We start from the raw sequence: 17,536 nt of genomic DNA on the forward strand, positions 1-17,536 counted from the left end.
AATGACCCACGCTGTACGCACCCCGGGGAGACCCGGGGTGTTTCTAACCCGTGTCATGATGATTGTGCTGGCCCTCTGTTGTGCCACAGCCTTACGGCCGCTACACATTCAAGCCGCCGAAGCCCCGGTCATAAGGCTCTCCGGACCGCCTGTGGCCGAAAGCCTCCCCTTTGCAATGATGTCCGGCATGACCTTTGACGATCCGGCCATGACCATCGAATTCACCCCCTGGCACTCCCCGGACCAGATCCGGGCCATGATCGCCGGGGGACAGGTGGACGGAGCCATCGTCACCACGGCATCGGCCTCCCTGTTTTACCACAAGGGAGTCCACGCCAAGCTGGCCGCCCTTTTTGAGACCCCCCTGTGGATCGTCTCCACGTCGGAGGCCTCAGAAACAGACCTGGAAGACCTCAGCGGAACCATTCTCTTCCCCTTCGGGCACAAAGAGATGCCCGAGCTTCTCTTTAACGCCCTTCTGGGGCAAGGGGCCCCGAAAATCAACCGCCACCACACAGGTGGCGCCCTGGAGGCGGTGAATCTGCTGCTCCTTGGCAAAGGGCACCATGCACTGCTGGCCGAGCCCGCGGCCACCCTGGCGGTCATGCGATCCAAAGAGATGGCGGACAAAGGGGCGCCCCTCCTTGAAAGGCACCTGGACTTAAGGACGCTCTGGAAAAAAAAGTTTGACGGCAAGCCCCTTTATGTCAGCGGTTTTGCCCTCTTTGGCAACACCCTGGACAACCCCGCCATGGTCCGCCGGATCCTGGAGGAGTACCGCAGGGGCGTCGAGGGCATCTCGGCCAACCCGGAACAGGCCCTGGCCATGGCGGAGAACAGCTTTCCGGCCCTGGTGGCCCAGTCAAAAGACGGGACCCTTCCCGGGGTGGACATCCGTGTAACCAGCGAGCCACAGGCCTTTTCCGACACCCTCTTCTTCCTTGATCAACTCTCCAGGCAGGCACCAAGGGCCACGGGAGGCGATCTTCCGGGGGAAGACTTTTTTCTGGTGACGCAATGATGGGAACCATCCACGGCACCACAGCCCGCCTGCTCCTCCGCATCTCCGGCATCCTTCTGCTCGTCCTGGCCTGGGAGATTGTGGCGCGCCACTACTCGGGCCTGGTGGTGGCCTCGCCCCTGGAGACCCTTTCTGCGGCAGCCAGGCTCCTGAGCGACCCCACCTTTATCCTCCGGCACTTTGCCGTGAGCCTGAAGCGGGTGGGCCTGGCCCTGGTGTTCGGGCTCCTTGTCGGCGGAAGCCTGGGCCTCCTGGCCGGGTTCTTCGACCCCTTCAGGCTGATGATCGAACCCCTCAGGTGGATGCTCATGACCATCCCCGGAGTGGTCATCGTGGTGGTCTTCATGCTCTGGTTCGGCATGGGCAACCTCATGGTCATCAGCATCACGGCCTGCACCATCGCACCGGTGGTCTATGTCAACGTCTCCCAGGCCATGAGTTCAGTGGACAGATCCCTTCTGGAGATGGCCGAGATTTACCGATTTCCCCTGTCCATGAAACTGAGGCGCATCTACGCCATGACCGTGGCCGGTCCCTTCTTTTCGGCGGCGGTCATTGCCGTGGGCAACGGGATCCGGGTGGTGGTCCTGGCCGAGGTGCTCGGGGCCAACAACGGCCTCGGCCACTGCCTGGCCATCTCCCGGACAAACCTCGACACACCGGAGCTATACGCCCTGGCCCTGATCAGCATGTCCATTGTCGGGGGGATCGAATTTTTCCTGCTGAAACCGTTAAAAGAGAAATACCTGTGGAGGGAATCATGAAACCGGCCGTTGAACTCATTGATGTGACCATGTCCTTCAAGAACCGGGAGGTGTTGCGTCGCCTCAACCTGACCATACCGGAAGGGCGGCGCATGGCCGTAACCGGGCCCAGCGGGGCCGGAAAATCAACCATCCTGAAGATCATCGCAGGGCTTGTCACCCCCACATCCGGCAGGGTGGTCCGCCACACCTGCAAAACCGGCTACGTCTTTCAGGAACCCCGCCTCCTGCCCTGGAACACGGCCCTTGAAAACGTCACCCTGCCCCTTATCGCCAGGGGAGAAAAAAAGAAAGAGGCCCAGAAGGCCGGAATGAGCTGCCTGGCCGACATGGGCCTTACAGGGTTCGAGCACAGCTACCCCAACCAGCTTTCTGGGGGCATGAAGCAGCGGGTCTCCATTGCCCGTGCCCTGGCCATCGAGCCGGACCTCCTTCTGCTGGACGAACCCTTTACCGGCCTGGACCCGGACCTGCGGGACTCCATCTGCAAGCACCTGGAGGAGGCCCTCTCCAAAAAAACCACCACCGTCATCCACGTCACCCACGACGTGGAGAACATGATCCACACCGCCGACAGCCTCTACACCCTCACCGCACCGGATACCCTGGAACAGCTGCCCCTTGCAGGCTAACGAGGGGGAAAAGACAGGCCTCCGGGGTCCAGGGAATAAATCCCCTGGACCCCAGGTTGCGAATGCTTTCCCCCCTCGTTCCTCAGGGTGAAAGCATTCGCGCAAATTTTCATTACATGTAACTCTTCAGCTCCAAAAATTGCATCCGGCGGCCCTGCCAGGGGCCAAACTTTTACCCGATTTTATGACTTGGGTTTGACAAACAGGTCTTACGAATGACGAGGGCTGGCCGATTGTTTCAACATAACGGACATTCAGCCGGAAAGTTTTTGCGGAGCTTTTTTCAAAAAGCGACCCGCCGGAGGCACAAGGGACGATCGTCACAAACCACGCCTCTCTACCCGTCCACCTCTTCCAGGAGCCGACACATCCAGCCTGCCATCTCCACCCCTTCCGGACGGTAGTAATGGGTCATGTAGGGTTTTATGTCGATGATGGGGCTGCCGTCCACGGCTTCCAGGCCCTGCACCTTCAGGACGTTGCCCTCACGGGACACAAGGGGCACAGCGGTCACCAGGACCGGGTTGGGCCGTGCCGGGCTGCACGTTGAAAAGACGCCTTTCAGGGGAACGTCTTTTCGACCCATGGGGTGAACCTGAAGGACGGAGCGCCCCTCGTCCGGGACCAGGTGGGGCCAGTAGAGAACGAGGATATGGGAAAACTCTTCAATGCCTTCCAGGATGCCGTCAAATCGATCGTCGATGACGATCTCCGAAACGAGCTCGGAAATCTTTTTCACACGGGCCCTGACATCCTCATCGCCTTTTTTCAGTTCAATGCCGTCTTTCCTGGCCTTAAGCTCCGGGTTGGTCAGGCTGCTTCGGACAACCCCCACCGATGTCAGACACATCTCCCGGGTTGTGCTGGTCTCTGTCGCCATGGTCTCTTCCTTCCCATCCGTTTCGTACAAACATGCCCGGATGTCGGCTCGGATCATTTAACTCACAAAATAGCTCACAAGTTATCTTCAACTACCCATACCACTGGAAAAAAGAAAGAGGCAACACACAAAAAAACGGGCCACCCCTTCGCCCACCGTGTTCGGTGGCGCAGGGTGGCCCGTACTCGAAAAGACATTCAAAGCCGACATGCCGTTTCACCTTCAGGGCGATACGTTTACGGGTCTCGTTTCCTGATGGTCACCGCCATGATGGTTCGGTCCTCCAGGATCACGCCCTTGGCGTACACCCGATCACGGGGCTTGATAAGACAGGCATTTTTCAAAGGGTTCCCACTTGCATCCAGGCAGGTGGTCCGGACCCTGTTGCCGTCATAGACCGCAGACCCAACGTAAAACCGGGTCTCACCCACCACCACCCAGGTACAGTCCCCAGCCACCTCCAGGACCCGGGCCTGCATCTCGATAAAGTCAAAGACGTCGTACTCCTCCTCGCTCAACATCTCTCCGGCCCAGGCAGCCGTTCCCATGGCCCACACCATGCACACAACGGCCAGAATGAATCGTTTCATCGTCTCGTCCTCCTAACCTAACGGGTCTGCTTCCAGTAAAAGTATTCCACCCGATCGTTTTCGGGCAAATCCCAGCTCTTGGCCCCTACGTAGATCTTGCGGTTCTTGATGATGGGCACGGCAATGGGCAGGTCAGCAGGCAGAATCGTCGACCGCACCTTGCCCGAGGAGGAGTTGCCCCAGTCCGTCACAGGCGTGGCGTCCAGCATGCTCACGGCATACAGGCGACCGGTCCCGCGGGCCCCGGTGCCTCCGCACGGATCGTCGATGGGCGCTGCAATTCCCGTCACCACAGGGGTGTAGGTGGTGAAGTAGACCACCCCCGAATCCACCAGGGCCTGGGAGACGACCTTCTCCCCCGGGTTGGGCAGGTTCATGTACCACCCCTTCTTGGCCTTAAGGGCTTCGTCATAGGACCCGTTGGGATTCGAGACATCCAGAAGGTCGTTGGCGGGGGTCAGGTCGGTATCCAGCCAGTAGTTGTACACGCCGTAGAACCGATTGGACTCGGTGGTGTCCAGGGGATCGGCCCGGTTGCCGGTACCGAAGTAGAGCACCTCCACGCTGCCCTCAATGTCCGAGGCCACGGGCGCGTAGAAGATCTTGCCCAGGCCGCTGCGGAACAGGCGGTTCTTGTAGGACCAGGTGCCAGCCGGTGCCACCTCTTCGGCCTTTTGATCTGCCCCGGTGCCGGTGATGGCCACGTCGTCGGCAAGGACGAACACCTGGCCGGCCATGTCCCCGGCGTAGATGCGGGTGGTGATGCCGTCGGCGTTGTGGTCCACGGCCGCGACATCCACGATGCTGTGGGTCATGCTGCTCCAGTTTCCGGCATGGACCTTAACGGGGGTAAGGGCCCCGGAGGAAGCGACCACGGCAAACAGGGCACGCCCCACGCTGTCCGTGGAGGCTGGCGTATCCAGGTCCTGCTGGTTGTCGTAGCCCCCGGGAAGGATAAACACGTCCGCCGTGGTATCTGCGGACACCTTAATGGTTCGAACCTCGGGGGTCCCCCAGGACTGCCCCAGGACCTCGGCCCCGGTTCCCAGGTGCGTCTCTTCAATATCGTACTTCCACCTCGGGGCGTTGTAATCGGTGATGTTCAAGGCGTAGTACGTTGATCCGCCCCTGCGCTCGCCCACAAGCACCGTTTCCGGGGTAAAAAGGTCCGTGCCCGTGATGCGTGCCCCGTAGTCCACCCCAGGAGGTCCGTCCACGTAGTAATCGTTGTTGTTGTCCTGGAGCAGGTTGAGGCGGTTCAGCTGGCCCGGAGGAACAAAGGCCCAGACCTCCTCGCCATTGGCGTCGTTAATGCACCGGAACAGCCCGTCGTTGGACCCGAAGTAAATCATCGTGGCAGAGGTGGAGTAATGAACCACCGTGGGCTCGGAGTGGATGATGGATCCGATGGGCCAGTCGTTGATGCCGTTCCGGACCTCGGTGATGAGGGCCGCATCCACGCCAATGGCGGTGTTGGTCTCCACAAAGCTGTTGCTTGCATCGGTGAGGTCGTTGCTGGTGCCGGTGTAAGTGTAGATATTGCGGCTGGTCTGCACCTGGATCCGCTCTCCGGCCCCGCCCTTGGTCACATCCGCTCCATCCGTGCTCAGCTGGGTCCAGTAGGAGAGGCTGTTGTCCTTCATGGTGCCATCGGCATTCACCGCGGCAACGCCCGTGGAATCAAGGATATCCCCCACCGAATCCAGGCCGTACTTCTTCAGGTTGCCCAGCCACTCCCCGATCTGAATGGGCTTAAAAAAGGCCAGGTAGATGAAGCCCCCGTCCGCAGTACGCTTCACCCGGTTCACCGGCACCACCGGCGCCACGAACACCGTGGACTCCTCCACGATGGTGCTGATGATCTGGACAAAGGCCTCCTTGAGACTGGAGGCGGTGTTGGCCGTGTGGTAGCTTCCCCCGCCCAGGATGGCCGTGCGGGAGAGCAGGTCGTGGTCCAGCTTGAAGCCGATGGTGTGGGTGATGATGTTCTGCTTTTCAAAGGAGGTCCCGGCCCCCATGGTGTGCATGTCTGTGTCGTAGAGGAATCCGGCCACGTCATCCAGAAAATCGGTGTTGGAGGTGCTGCTGAGGGTTCCGTCGTTATTGAACTCCCGCCCGTCATTATTGTAATCCCCAATTTTTTTGCCGTTGTAATAATCGTTCTGGTACAGGATCTGGTTCGCATCCCGTGTGGGTTCGCCGTCGGTGACGATAATGACATAATTTTTCTGGCAACTGTGCTGGATGGGACTGGTATACGACGTGCCGTTGTTGAAATGACTGGCCTGTCCGGCAAAGTAAAGCCCTGCCTCAGCAAGAGTTTCCGCAAGGGGGGTGTACCCACCGTCGGTAAGCCCGGACACGGCCGTGGAGATGGTGCTGTTGTCCGTACCGCACTCGGCCACCACGTATCCACCTTCGCTGTAATGGAACACCATCAACCCGAAACGAACACCGGTGATATCGGCCAGAAGTTCGTTCACGACCTCCTTGGCCACGGACATACGGGTCCTGTTTTCCGACAAATTACTGCTGTCATAATTCATGTAATTGCCGGTCCGCATGCGTTTCCGAGCGCCTCCACAGTTCAGGTTATTTTTAAGATAATCTCGATCATACCCCACCGTTTTCAAGGTATTCTTGATGGGCTGACACAAAATATTATCCACATGATTCGTCAATACCTCCCAGCTTCCTTTTCTCCGATAATACACTGCGTCACTCGAATACGTTCCACCGTAAACCGTTGTTGAGTCATAGGGCTGCCCCTGCACATCCGCGGTGGACATACTCCCGGAGGTATCGAAAATAATCATGACATTGGGCTCCAGGGTCACAGGCTGGGTCCCGTAGATGGCCGTGTCATCGGCCAGGGCCGGGCTTGTAATCAGAAAAGCCAGGGCCACCAACCACCATGTGTGTCGACTGCGCATATCAACCTCCCTTTGGGATCAGAGCCCCACCAGATGAACCACTTTGTCGAACTCCTCTCCAATATCCACGCCGCACTGGATCGTGGGTCCGGTAAGGGAATCCGTTGGGTTTGTCGCATCATACGTTGTGGGGTCGATGGCCGTTGCCGTCACAGCGTATCGCCGCGTTCGGTAGGTGGCCTTGTCAAACCCCGGAGGTGCTGGCCCGATGTGGGCGATGGAGGGCACCTCGTCGGCGTCGTCCGAAAGGCCGCTGGCAAGCCTGTTGGCCTTGAGCACAATGGCTCGCACCTCGATCCAGGCCACGGGGATTCCGTCCCCGTCAAGGACCGGGGAGGCAAAGGAAACCCCGCCGTTTTCCGGGTCTCGGTCCCGCAGCGGAAAGGTCGTGCTGTCCAGGGTGTAGAGCCGGTTCCCATCGTCATCGGCTTCATTGGCGTAGATGCGCTCAAAATTGGCCACCGCCTCAAAGAGCCCGGCTTCGGCGTTGTAAAAGTTGCGCTTCACCACCCGATCGCTCCCTGCAAGGCGCAGCTCCACCACGGAGTTGTTCATGGAGGCGATGCCGATCATGGTGACCAGAAAAAGAAGCACCATCACCACCAGAAGCACGTTCCCCTCTTCATTTCGTCCTTTGGTCTTTTGCCACCACCGTTTCATGGGTCTCTCCTTCGTTGAAAAAAGGACCACCCGCAGGCTGCCTTGGTTAAAGCCCCAAAAGGGTTTTCTCACTGTTTTGCCCGAACCATCACCTGGGAAATGGAGTGACTGTCATCCCCGCTCCCCCAGCTCACGGTGAGATTCACGGTCTTGCTGCGGCCGTCGGTTGCGTCGACCACGGTCCAGGTGACGGTGTAACTCCCGTCCGTCGAGGTATGGGTGCCTTCGGCCAGGTCCCCCCCCGTGACCTTGTCCGTCCAGGTTTCCGCCAGCACCCGCTCAATGCGATCCCCGATGGCCACGGCCCCTTCGGTCATGTCAAAGGCCTGGGCGTTGGCCCTCATGGCATGGATCTGGAGGGCGGCGATGCCCAAAATCCCCACCAGGAGAATCACACTGGCCACCATCACCTCAATGAGGGTCATACCCTCCTCCTGCGCGTTCCGATTCATTTCCATACGTTCTATATCCCCCGATTCCTGCACCGCACCGTGTGACGCAGGAGGCGTCGCCGGTGCTCATCGTTGTAAGGGCCCCATACTTTCGTGGAATCCAGTGGGTCGTAGGCATAGGTGGCGCTGTTGGAAAACCCCTGTTCACCCGTCCGGGTCCGGGCCAGAATGGCAAAACGCACTGCCACGATCTGCGTCAGGTCCGAAGGTGTCCCCGTGACGCTGCCGTCTTCCAGCAGATAGGAGAGTTCCATGGCCTCCACGTTCTCGGACACCGCCACCGGAGATCCGGTGCCCACGGTTCGGCCCAGATCCGAGACCCCGTCGCTGCCATCGTCAAAAAGACCGTAGGAAATCGTCTCGGTAAGGAGGGCTTCGTCTGCTTCATCCACATCACCGTCACCGTCGTCGTCGGTACCGTTGGCGTCGCCGTCCATGGAGTAACTGAAGGTCAGACGGGAGGCTGTGGCAACGGTAATGGCAGCACCGGTGGTGCCGTTGGGGTCGTAACCTGCCATGCGGATGTCGTCCTCCATGAGAAGCATGGCGGCCCGCAGGTTCTGCTGCATATCGGTGACCCGTTCCTGGGTGACCCGCGTCTGGACCTGGTGGTTGTAGAAAAAGTAGGCCGCCGAAATCAGGATAAAGGAAAGGGCAACGGCCACCATGATTTCCAAGAGGGTAAACCCCTGTTGTTTTGAGTACATCACCATGAGCATCGTCTCCCCGTCACATCGTTTCCACGCGGCTTGTCCCGGCGCCGTTGAGCACCACGCGCATTGCTTTTCCATAGGTGTTTTTGAACTTGACCTCCCCGTTGCGGCCGGTGGTCAACCCGTGGCGGCCGAAGTGGGTCCGATCCTTGTCCTGGGTGCCGGAGCCATTGAGGTCAAACCGGGCATGGAACATATCGATGCCCCCGGGAAAGCTGCCCGACTCCAGGGTTGTCTCCCCCGTATCCAGGGAACGATCGCCGTCCTCGTCTACAAAGGACGTATACTGCCCGGCAGCCCCGGTCCCTTCGGTAAAGACAACCACCACGTCCTCTCCCCCTTTGATGGCCTCGGCCCTGGCAGCCTGCAACACCAGGTGCACATCCCGGGCCGAAGAGGAGAGCCGCTGCCCTGCGGCCCACTGCTTGAATTCCGGCACGGCGATCCCCGCCAGGACGGCCAGAATCGCCACCGCCACCATCAGTTCAAGGAGGGTCATGCCTCTGCTGTTGGTCATAATGCCTTCCTTATTCTTGCAAGGTCCCCCGATGCCCACCGTCCATGGCGGCTCGAATCGACCTGCGTATGGCAAAAAAGCAATGAAGTCCTTTTCGTTACCAACGTAAAACAGCTGAAAAAATGATGTCTTGTGAACTGGAGATATGGAGCTGTGATGCCCGGACAAAATCAGATATCGCAGAACATCGTGCGCGGAAGGAGGAGGGCGTCGTATGGAGAAGTGGCTCAGAGAATGCGCGTCATGCGGCTATTTGTCCGGCCCGTCGTGGGAAAGCCATACGGGATGATTGCGTCCAGAGTAAATCTGGAACCATATGTGGGTGTATTATAGCAGATTTATCAACAAAAAAAATATCATAAATTTACTGACCATAAACAGGAAATCTCTCTTTGATCCTCCCATGTCATGGCATGTCAACAGCCCCGTTGGCCGTGACAACGGGTTTCCTTACGTTAAACAAAAAAGACAAACACGGATGCCTCGACCGGGGCATAAAACACCTTTTTCCTGCAAAATAACGGCAGCACACCAAAACAGCGGGACACAAAAAAGGCGTGTGTCCCCTGCCCTGGTATTCCGGGCTCCTGTGTCACTTTTCCACCCGGATCACCCGTCCCCCGGCACCGATCCCCCGAATTTCGGGGCGGTACATGGACTCGGCAAAGGGCGGCGGCACCACAAAGGTCCCCGGTGTTACGGCACGCACCACGTAAAACAGGCTGAACTCATGGTCCCTGCGTAGGTACACGGATGCTGCCAATCGATCCTCACGGTACTCTGCATGGATCAGGGGGTTCTCCTCGGCATGACGCCAGACAGCCTTGCCGCGGATCACAACCTCATCAGCCCGGATGCTGTGCTCCAGATTGGGGTTTTCAATCTCCAGTCCGGCGGGAAGCAGGTCCACCACCAGGGCGTCAGGAACCTCCTCGGAAGCGGTCACCCGCAGGTTCACCAGCATGAGGGTGCCCGACGGCACGCTCTCGGGATCCAGGCTGCGCCCCTCCAGGTCAAAATACTCACGGACCACGCGGATACGCTCATCCATGGGAGCAGGGGGCGTCTCTGCGTACCCCGTGACCACGGCCGAAGCAAACAGGGGCTCCTTTCCCGTTGACGTCAGGGAGAGCCCCCGGGCCAACATCTTTGCAGAAAGGCTCATGGCAAAGGGGCCTTTGCCCTTTACCTTCCGGGACTCACCGCCCTCTGCCACCGAAAGGGAGACAGTGTCGTCGTTCTCGGCAAAAGCCAGGGCCAGGCGGAACAGGGCAAACCGCTCCTGGGTGCTCAGCCACCTCGTCTGCCTCAGGTTCGTCTCCAGGGTGTCGAGGATGTCCGCCATGGAAGGCACGGCGATTTTCTGCTCGGTGAAAAGGGCCACGGTCATGGACAGGTCCCGCAGAGCACTGCCGTAATCCCTTCGCCAGTGCTCTGCGTCGGGGCGAAGAACCAGGGCCCTGTCTGCGGCGCCCCTGCTTCGCCGCTTGTCCCCGGAGGCTTTCAGGGCAAGGGCAAGGCGGGCCACAGACAGGGGATCGGCGGCATCTTCCACATGATTGTCAAACAGAGTTCGCAGGGTCGCCAGGTGCCCTTTTCGGACCCTGGACAGGTTATGGGCGGCATAACTGCGAACCGCAAAGGAAGCGGCCCTGTCGTTACGAAGCTCTCCACCGGGGCCCTTGACCAGCCAGGTGCGCTGGCGCTCCAATCCCCGGCGCAGGACCTCCGTGGGCACCCTCACCCCCATCTCACGGGCGGTGAGGAGAAAATCCACGGCGTAACATGAGAGCCAGGGGTCCTCCGGGCCGGATGCACTCCAGAGGCCAAACCCTCCGTTGTGACGCTGCATGGCGGCAACCCGTGCCACGGCGTCATCCAGGATCTCACGCCGTTTCTCCACAGGCACGGGCTCAATGCCCATGGCCCGGGCCCGTTCGGGCAGGAGCCAAAGCTGGGGAAAGGCACGGCTGACAACCTGTTCCAGGCAGCCGTAGGGATAATCGAGCAACCCACGCACATAGGCATCACCAGGCAACGGCAGCCTGGTGGAGACGGCAACGGCACCGCCCACGGTGGCCGGAATAAGGCCTGCCATGGACTGGGCGTCAAGGGAGAGGCTCTCCCCGGGGTTGAGGCGCACGCGGGTCTCCCGGGCCTCACCGGGGTAGCCGGGACGTACGGGCCATTGGGCGGTGATGCGTTTGGTCACCCCGTCCCCCTGCACGGTCATGACCACCTCACCCACCCCATAAGGAGGCTGGGACGCATCGCAGGCAGCCGTCACCGGCCAGGAGCGGACCTTCCTTTTTCCTTCGGCAAGCGTCACTGTTTCGGCGTCGGCGTCGATGCATACCGGCCCCCCGGCTTCCAGGCGCAGTGAGTAGTCGCCTTCCCCGGCCACCATCCGCGTCAGGTCCGCCGTGAGGATGGAGGCATCCCCGGGCGCAAGGAACCTCGGGGCGGAGAGCTGTATCACCAGGGGCGGGGTCACCGTGGTCTCGAACTCGGCGGCCCCGAAGGAGGTGTCGTCAAAGGCCACGGCCATGAGACGCAGCGACCCTGAAAAATCGTCCAGGGGAATCTCTGCGGTGATCTTTCCGCTGCGGTCGGTCTCAAAGGGGCCGAGAACCTTTGAAAAGAGTATCACCTCGGCCTGGGGCTTTCCACCGCCCAGGGAGATGTCCCCGTCACCGCCGAACCGCATGGCGGCCCGTAAGGACGCGTCGGTTTCGATGACCTTTCCGAAGAGGTCCGTGCCCTTCACATCGTACCAGCGCCGGGCAAAAAACCAGGCGTAGGGATCCGGGGAGGCAAAATCGGTAATCCCCAGGATCCCCACATCCACGGCAGCCAGCCAGACCCGACCGTAGTGGGCCTGCCCCTTTTTTTTCACCGTCACCGTTACAGGCAGGGGCGCCTCTTCCTGCCAGGTCCGTGCCACCAGAACCTCCACGTCCATGGCCCGAGGCTCCCGGTCCAGGGCAAGGTGCTGCACACCGATGGCGCGCAAGGGGGTCTCCGGGTCTTTGGGTGCCGTCTTGCGCAGCACCACGGCGCTTACATAGATGTCGTGGCTCTGCCACGCCTCGGCAACGGGGATCTCCACCACGGTGCCGTCCCGTTCAACGGCCGTGCGCCGGGCCCAGAGAAGGCCCTTTCCCTCCACCATCACCAGGGCCTCGCCCTCATCCGGGGGAACCACCGTCACCCGGGCCACATCGCCCGGTCGGTACGTTTTTTTGTCAAAAAGGAGGTTCACTTTGGCGGGATGGGGGGCGCCGTCGCCATAGCCACGGCCCGAGGAGAGAGACACGGTGGTGGAAAGACCCGTTCCGGGGTCCACGGCCTCGACGATGTAGTCCCCAGAGGGCAGGGTCAGGTCATGGGTCACCACCCCTGGGGGCAGGTCCATGAAGGATTCGGCAAAGGTGTAGCGTTTTTCCGTGACCCGGTGCTGCCACCCGGCCCCTTCATTGAACTCCCAGTAACTGTTGCGATCGATGCGGATCACCTTGAGCAGAAGCTGCTTTACGGCAACGGGCTTTCCGGCGGCATCGGCCACCACAAGGTCCAGGCTGTGCGTCTCAAGCTCTCCGGTGCCGCCCCGGCCTCCACCGTACCGGATTCCCGGCATGCGCCGGTCCGGCATCCAGAGCAGGGAAAATCGCCGGGTCACCGGGCGTCCACCGCTTTCAAAGAGGCTCACCTCCGAGGTAACGGAAAGGGGCGAGCGGCTCTTTGCAGCCTCCTCATCCACGGCAAAGGCGCCCTTGCCGCCGTCATCCAGGGTGAGGCTCCCCAGGTCCGAGACGGAGAGAAAGTCCGCATCCTCTTCCAGGCCAAAGGAAAAATCCTTCAGGCCATCGGGAAAGCAGGCGCGCCGGGTTCGAAGGGTAAGCCGCGCTTCGGCCCGGTTCCCTGCGGCAGGGGCCCCATAGAGGTATCGACCGGCCACCTTCAGGGAGTGGGCTGTTTCTTTGACCAGAACGGTTTTGTCGGAGGAGAGATCAAGGGCCATGCGCTCCGGCAGGAACTCCTCCACCATGAACTCAAAGGTGGAAACCGGTCGTACCTTGCCGGGACGAAGCCTCACCTCGGCCCGCCAGCGACCGGTGGCAGCGTTGCCCGGAAGGGTGGCCACGGCCTCAAAATACCCGGAGGACCCCGAAGGCGCCAGACTGACGTTGGAAAACACCTTGCCCCCGGGCTTGACCCAGCGGACGAACAGGTTTTTTACATCCACGGGCCTGCCGTCGTTGTTCCGCACCAGAAATGAGAGGGGGACGGCCTCGGAGGGCCGGTAAAGATCCCGCGGAGCCATGACGAACACATCCACGGGGCTGTCCTTGCGTCCGGTGACGTCAAATTCGGAGAGATCGTTTCCGGGGGCCCGGGTGGAGAGAAAGGCAAGGTCCCCTCCCGCGCTCTCCCCGCGAATGAGGACACTCTTTTTCACACGGGCATCGCGGCTCCGAAAGAGCCCCAGCTTATCGGTGCGGCCCTGGGCCAGCGTTCGCCCCTTGTCGTCAAACAGGGAGACCAGGAGCCCTTCAAGGGCGGTGCCGTCGGCAAGGGAGGAGGCCGTAACCACCGTCTCCTGTTTGTAGGAGCGCAGGGACAGGCCGATGTCCGTCACCATGAAAAAGGTGCTCTGGTACGCATACCCGAAGGTACCCGGCCGCTTCATCACCGCAAAATAGAGACCGGTCTGCGACAGAACACTGATCTCCCGCACGGGGATATGGCGCACCACCCGCCGGTTTTTCACGGGATCCAGGTCAAAACGGGCCGAGTAAACCAGCTCACCATACTGCGGCATGTCTTCCAACCGGTAGAGCCCCATGCTGTCCGTGGGGTTCCGCCACTGGGCGAACCGCCGCAAGCCCTCTGCGTTGATGCGGAAAAATTCCAGGTCCACGGCCGGGACGTTCACCGTGGCCACGGGCAGGCCGCCGGAAAGCCCCCGGGGAAGCACCAGCCCGCTGCGGGCAAAACCCACCATGGGTTCCACCTTCCGCGTCTCCACCCGGCCCACCACCGGTTCGGCAAGGACCTGGCCAGAGGCGGACGTCACCCCTTCCAGAACCGTCACCGTATACGATGTCTCAGCCTCCACATGGGGAAACCAGAGCCTCCGCCCGTCCTCTGAAAGTACCCAGCCCCCGTCGGCAGGGCCATCGCCCACCGTCACCTGGAGAAATCCGCCCTGGAGCACATCCCGGGCAAGGGGCTCGGAAAAAAGGACGGACAGGGCCGGGCCGTTCTCATACTCCCGTTCACCGATGTCCAGAACACGAAAGGTGTCGGCCGCCAGGGAAACCGAGGCGAACACCGCCATAACCAGACCTGCCAGAAGCGCTACGAATCGATTCATGGTGGGATCCTCAACGAGTTGGGAACAGCTTAAAAACGTCGGTTCAATGATTCCTCAGCTTTCAGGGCTACCACAACACACGGCAAAGCCGCCATGATCTCCGTCACAAAGATGTCAGCTCACCATGGCGGCGTACCGGTCTGCTTCGGAGGCGTCTCCCTTGCTCCGATAGATGTCGCTGACGGCCTGATAGGCGTAAGGGGCCGTTGCGGGGTCTTCCATGGCAAGCTTTAAATACCGTTCGATGAGAGGGACCGAGGTGTCCCCCGCCTCTTTGAGAAGGTTGGCGTAGGTAAGCTGGATATGGGAGGGAGGGCGTTTTCCGCACCCGGCACAGCGGCCCATGCTGGTCTCCAGAAGGGTTCGGGCTGCGGCGGCGTCTCCGCCGTCTTTTTTCAGGTTGGCCAGGAAAAAGGCGAGGTTGTCGTCCCAGCGTTCCTCCAGCTCCTGGGCAAGAAACGCCTCGGCGTCACCGGCCCGTCGGCACGCCATGAGAAGGCGGCCCTTGAGCAGGGCCAGCTCCACAGGGCACTCCTCAAGTCCATTCAATGTATCATCCAGGATGGCAAGGGATGTTTCCGGCTCTTCCTCGTCCAGATGGAGATGGCACAAGAGCTCCACGCCGTGGGTGTGCAAGGGGTGGCTGGACAAAAACGTCTCCAGCAGTTTTTTTGCCTTGTCCCGTTTTCCAAGGTTCAGGCAGGCGGCGGCAAGCTCCAGGGGCACGTACCCGTCGTCGCCGTCTTCCTCAAGGGCCTGGTCCAGGGCCTCTTCGGCCTCGGCAAAGGCACCGGAGTTCAAGGCGCTGTACCCCTTTCGGAAGGCATCGCCGTAATCCATGTAGGCCTCGCCCTGCTCTTCGGCAAGGGACATGCACAGGGCTTCAAAGGCCTGATCATCCTCAGTGTACGGGGCCTCGACCCCGGGCTCGTCTTCGTCGTCGTCCCACTCCTCGCCCTCCCGGGCCATGGAGCTCTTCAGCGTTCCCAACAGGGCCTGGATGGCCTCTTTGGTTTCGGCTTCCCGGGCCAGCTGGCCCGCCAGGTGAAGCAGGTGATGGGCTTCGGCGTCAATGCCCGACTCATGGAGCTCCGCCGCGTTGGCCAGGTGCTCCTTGGCCAGGCACTCGCCGCAGCCTGCGTGCTTCTCTTCAATACGGGCAACAAGGGCTTCCTGGCCTGCCTCTTTTCCGGCCAGTTTCTCCAGGGCCTTTGCGTATTGGGTACGGGCAGGGCCGTAATGTTCGGACAGAACCAGGCCATCGCCTTTTTTTTCGAGGTCTTCGGGTGATTTGACAAAAAGAGAGAAAAGCCCCATGGAGACTCCTTCGCACAAGTAGAATGAGGTAAAAAGGGAAAAAGCACGGTTGTTGCCTCCGGCGGCCCTGCCGGGGGCCAAACTTTTGAAAAGTTTGACAAACAGGTCTTAAGGACGCCCCGGACCGAAAGTTATCTGCAAGCCGACTGTATTAAACGTATCGGACATTCAGCCGGAATGTTTTTGCGGCTTGCTGCGCCGGAGACAACTGAATAGTTAACATCGCCCCTTACGACGCGCCGTTGAAAAAGGTTGCATGCAGGGCGCGGACCGAGGCTTTGAGATCCTCTTCCCGGACAATGAAATAGAGGGCCACCGGCGAGGGGCCGAAGGCGATCATCTCCACGTTGATCCCGGCGTCGTCCATGGCGGAAAAACAGCGGGCGGCAACCCCTTTGCGGGAGTTGAGCCCCTCCCCCACCATGCTGATAAGGGCCACATCGTCTTCCCGCTCCACCTTGCGAAAGGGGTTGGGGGTCAGTTTTTCCAGGAGTTCGTAGCCTCGGTCCATGTCTTTTTTGTCCAGGAGAATGGAGATGCAGGTCTGGGAGGTGACCACGGACCGGATGTTGATGCCGCTGTCCGTGACGCAGCCCGTCACTTCGGAGAGCATGCCCGGCCGGGCTCCCATGCCCGAGGCATACACCTTGATGATGCCCACGTCGGTGTTCTGGGTGACGCTTTTCACCACGTGGGGCGCCTCGGGGCTGCTTGTGGTGATGAGGCTCCCCTCGGCATCGGGATCCAGGGTGCTTTTGATGGCGATGTCCAGACCGTACCGGCGCACCGGCTCCACGGCGCGGGGATGAAGAATCTTTGCACCAAAATAACACAACTCAGCGGCTTCGGCATAGGAGAGAACGGAAATCAGCTCTGCATCGGGCACCATGCGCGGATCCGCGCTCATGAACCCGGCCACGTCCTTCCAGAACTCCAGGACCTCGGCTTCCATGGCCACGGTGGCCACGGCCGCGGAGTAGTCGGTGCCTCCCCTGCCGTAGGTGGTGATGTTGCCCTCTTCGCTGATCCCGTAAAAACCCGGCATGAACACCAGGGTCCCTTCGCCCACCAGGGGCCCTAAGTGCTCGCGAAAATTCGCCCGGGTCACCTCCAGGTCTGCGGTGGCATCCTCGTACTTTCCGTCGGTGATCATCCCGATATTCTGGGGCATGCGGCAGACAGCCCTGACGCCCCGCGCGTTCATGGCGCAGGTGAGCAGCTCCGCGCTGAAGCGCTCCCCGTAGCTGCTGATGAGATCGCGCATCTTGGGGGTGCTCTCCCCGGTGTAGCTCAGGCCGTAATAATACCGTTCCAGGCGCTGCAGGCCCTTGCCGAAGGTCTTGGAAAAGGTCTTCTGGAGATCAGCATCGGCGATGATGTGCCGTGCCGTGGACATGTGCTTGGTCCGCAGGCGGCTCATGAGCGTGGGAATCGTCTCTTCGTCGGCCAGGGCATCGGCCATGCCGTCGATGAGCATGTCGGTGATGCCGTTCAACGCCGAAACAACGATGATGTCGCCTTTCACCCGACCCGCCAGGAGGTCCAGGATCGATTCAATGGTCTTCTTGCCCTTGAGGCAGCCGCCGCCTATTTTAATCACTTTCATGGTGCTCGGGATTCTCCGTGAGGTTGCATCGTCAATTAGAATTTGTTTGTCTTATCATACTCATCCGGCAGCAA

General features: G+C 60.5%; 13 protein-coding genes. 3 read left to right on the plus strand and 10 right to left on the minus strand.

Going from position 1 to position 17,536, the window contains the following annotated elements; translation table 11 throughout:
* The first annotated feature begins 1 nt into the window (after position 1).
* From MSL71_RS15735 to MSL71_RS15745, 3 genes are read left to right on the plus strand one after another with little or no spacing between them, the layout of a single operon-like run.
* Positions 2–1,021, plus strand: a complete 1,020-nt coding sequence (locus MSL71_RS15735) for an ABC transporter substrate-binding protein (RefSeq protein WP_180142004.1) — start codon at positions 2–4, stop codon at positions 1,019–1,021.
* Positions 1,018–1,785, plus strand: coding sequence for an ABC transporter permease (locus tag MSL71_RS15740; protein ID WP_180142006.1), 768 nt, complete (start codon positions 1,018–1,020; stop codon positions 1,783–1,785). Before MSL71_RS15735 ends, MSL71_RS15740 begins: the two co-directional genes overlap by 4 nt.
* Positions 1,782–2,417, plus strand: a complete 636-nt coding sequence (locus tag MSL71_RS15745; RefSeq protein ID WP_180142008.1) for an ABC transporter ATP-binding protein — start codon at positions 1,782–1,784, stop codon at positions 2,415–2,417. Before MSL71_RS15740 ends, MSL71_RS15745 begins: the two co-directional genes overlap by 4 nt.
* Before the next feature lie 337 nt (positions 2,418–2,754).
* Here MSL71_RS15745 and tsaA read toward each other — a convergent pair whose 3' ends face one another.
* The 10 genes from tsaA to MSL71_RS15795 form a co-directional block, all read right to left on the minus strand.
* Positions 2,755–3,297 (minus strand): tRNA (N6-threonylcarbamoyladenosine(37)-N6)-methyltransferase TrmO, encoded by a 543-nt coding sequence (gene tsaA / locus MSL71_RS15750; protein WP_246317804.1) that lies wholly within the window; start codon positions 3,295–3,297, stop codon positions 2,755–2,757.
* 236 nt (positions 3,298–3,533) lie between these two features.
* A complete protein-coding gene (locus MSL71_RS15755) occupies positions 3,534–3,887 on the minus strand; it encodes a hypothetical protein (protein WP_180142010.1) in 354 nt (117 codons plus the stop codon).
* A gap of 17 nt (positions 3,888–3,904) precedes the next feature.
* The gene (locus MSL71_RS15760) at positions 3,905–6,820 is read right to left on the minus strand and encodes a VWA domain-containing protein (protein ID WP_180142012.1); all 2,916 of its coding nucleotides are present in this window, start codon (positions 6,818–6,820) and stop codon (positions 3,905–3,907) included.
* An 18-nt stretch (positions 6,821–6,838) separates the two neighbouring features.
* Positions 6,839–7,480, minus strand: coding sequence for a pilus assembly PilX N-terminal domain-containing protein (locus MSL71_RS15765; protein ID WP_180142014.1), 642 nt, complete (start codon positions 7,478–7,480; stop codon positions 6,839–6,841).
* A gap of 68 nt (positions 7,481–7,548) precedes the next feature.
* Positions 7,549–7,938, minus strand: coding sequence for a type IV pilus modification PilV family protein (locus tag MSL71_RS15770; protein ID WP_425484426.1), 390 nt, complete (start codon positions 7,936–7,938; stop codon positions 7,549–7,551).
* Between the two features lie 5 nt (positions 7,939–7,943).
* Positions 7,944–8,639, minus strand: coding sequence for a prepilin-type N-terminal cleavage/methylation domain-containing protein (locus MSL71_RS15775; protein ID WP_180142055.1), 696 nt, complete (start codon positions 8,637–8,639; stop codon positions 7,944–7,946).
* Between the two features lie 22 nt (positions 8,640–8,661).
* The gene (locus MSL71_RS15780; protein ID WP_180142246.1) at positions 8,662–9,162 is read right to left on the minus strand and encodes a GspH/FimT family pseudopilin; all 501 of its coding nucleotides are present in this window, start codon (positions 9,160–9,162) and stop codon (positions 8,662–8,664) included.
* A gap of 592 nt (positions 9,163–9,754) precedes the next feature.
* Positions 9,755–14,539, minus strand: a complete 4,785-nt coding sequence (locus tag MSL71_RS15785; protein ID WP_180142057.1) for an alpha-2-macroglobulin family protein — start codon at positions 14,537–14,539, stop codon at positions 9,755–9,757.
* Positions 14,540–14,653: 114 nt separating this feature from the next.
* Positions 14,654–15,856 carry a tetratricopeptide repeat protein gene (locus tag MSL71_RS15790; RefSeq protein WP_180142059.1) on the minus strand — a complete coding sequence of 401 codons (1,203 nt, stop codon included), beginning with the start codon at positions 15,854–15,856 and terminating at the stop codon, positions 14,654–14,656.
* A 229-nt stretch (positions 15,857–16,085) separates the two neighbouring features.
* Positions 16,086–17,462 (minus strand): aspartate kinase, encoded by a 1,377-nt coding sequence (locus MSL71_RS15795; protein WP_180142061.1) that lies wholly within the window; start codon positions 17,460–17,462, stop codon positions 16,086–16,088.
* Positions 17,463–17,536: the final 74 nt, after the last annotated feature.

Origin of the sequence: Desulfoluna butyratoxydans (assembly GCF_900699765.1) — a bacterium.
In the GTDB taxonomy this organism is placed as follows: Bacteria; Desulfobacterota; Desulfobacteria; order Desulfobacterales; family Desulfolunaceae; genus Desulfoluna; species Desulfoluna butyratoxydans.